General features: G+C 47.8%; 3 protein-coding genes. All 3 read right to left on the bottom strand.

Going from position 1 to position 1,501, the window contains the following annotated elements:
* Positions 1–180 (bottom strand): ATPase (locus NZ772_18810; protein ID MCS6815609.1); only part of this gene is annotated, 180 nt, incomplete at its 3' end.
* A 68-nt stretch (positions 181–248) separates the two neighbouring features.
* Complete coding sequence (locus NZ772_18805) at positions 249–860, bottom strand: hypothetical protein (GenBank protein MCS6815608.1); 612 nt, start codon at positions 858–860, stop codon at positions 249–251.
* Positions 861–1,276: 416 nt separating this feature from the next.
* Positions 1,277–1,501, bottom strand: a 225-nt coding sequence (locus tag NZ772_18800) for a Uma2 family endonuclease (GenBank protein ID MCS6815607.1), incomplete at its 5' end; no start/stop codon positions are given.

The following is a 1,501-nucleotide window of genomic DNA, read 5'->3' as shown; positions in this document are numbered from 1 at the left end:
GACAGATAAACCCGTAACACAAACTGCCGATGTGGTTGTAAATAAAGCTGTGATTACTGTACCAATGGGTTCAGTAGTCCAGACCGTGGGGTTCGTCAAGGAAAAAGGCATCATTAACAATAATGTACCCACGCTGATAATCAGCAGGAATCCCAGACAGATAGTGCGCGGGACGGTCATGGTCATGGTTAAAAAAAATGATCAAGTAGTCGCTACTTGATCATTTCATGGTTGTTTGTCAATCAGTACTATGATTTCTGCAAGTCAGCTTTGCAAATGTTAAGAATTCGTCGATCATTGTCGCTCAAACTGCTAAGGCGATGGTAACCCATGAGGTTTAAGCTTGGTGCACTAGAGTTACTACTGGCCACTTGGCTACTGGGGGCTAGAGAAATGGTGTAGGGGTGGGCTTTGCGATCATAGGTATCGATCACCGTTAGTGCCAGCTTATTAGCAGTGAGGTTGCCAAAGAAACAGTCAAAGGAAGAGTTAGGCATGTAAAATGCCCCTACAACTTGGCCGTTAGACACCTCAAACACCAAGTAAGCGCGCCCAAGCTGGTCACGATTAGGAGATTGTCCGTAAAGATAAACACCATTGGCTGGGAACTCGGAAGCTAGCAGCCCGTCAAACTGTCTACTAGCAGCAACTGTGTTGACTGCCGTAGATGCAGAAAATGGCTGTATCGCCAAGCCTACTCTGAAGTCAGACACATCCGCAGCATGAACAGCCGTAGAGCATAGACCAGTAATGGCTAGCCCTAGACCAAGCGCTACACCTAGCAACCGACTCTGTAGTGAAGACTGAAGACTGCGAGAAAACTGACGTGATGGCAATAGCATCGATTGAGTCAATTGCATAGCGATCGTAACCTCCCTCCCCAGAGCAAATGGAAAAATCGACAAGTTGAAGTGGTGTGTGAATGAAGCGAAAGCAGTGGTTGCATCCCTAGAAAAACTTCCAAACTAGCCAGGGCAATTCCTGAAAAATAACTCTGGAATTAACCAATTCCTTAGTAATCCTAGGAAACCGTAGCATGGTTTACCATCTACTTATTATCAGGATAAATCATTCTGAAGGTCTATTAGGTTACAAGGTGTGACAGAACCAAAGCTGTCCCCAAGGGATAGTCGGGCCAAGCTGAAACTGGGTAAAGAGAGAACTAGGCTCAGTTTCTAGGCAAGGCGATGCAGCTTAGTAAGCTTATAGAATCTACATAGTCTAGTTTCCCAACCCTGATCTGTTACAGCCCCAGCTTGGCTATACTAAGCTTGCTTTACAGCTCATCGGGGTTAAAACCCTGAGAGCGGAGATAAGCTGCCAAGCGCTCTGCCCGTTGGGCTTCTCGCTCTGCCCGCTGGTATTGCTGAAGGGCATCCTCCTCTGGGGTGGGCACTAGCTCTCCCGTGGGCTGGAAGTACCGGAGCTTGTGGTCATGGATCCCTAAGTACAGCCCTAGCTCGTCACTCCATCGCCATCCTTGGCCATTGGGGACGATCGC

The organism is Cyanobacteriota bacterium (assembly GCA_025054735.1).
GTDB lineage: Bacteria > Cyanobacteriota > Cyanobacteriia > SKYG9 > SKYG9 > SKYG9.
Note: the sequence above shows the minus strand (reverse complement) of the source record. Positions and strands in the feature narration are given on the sequence as shown.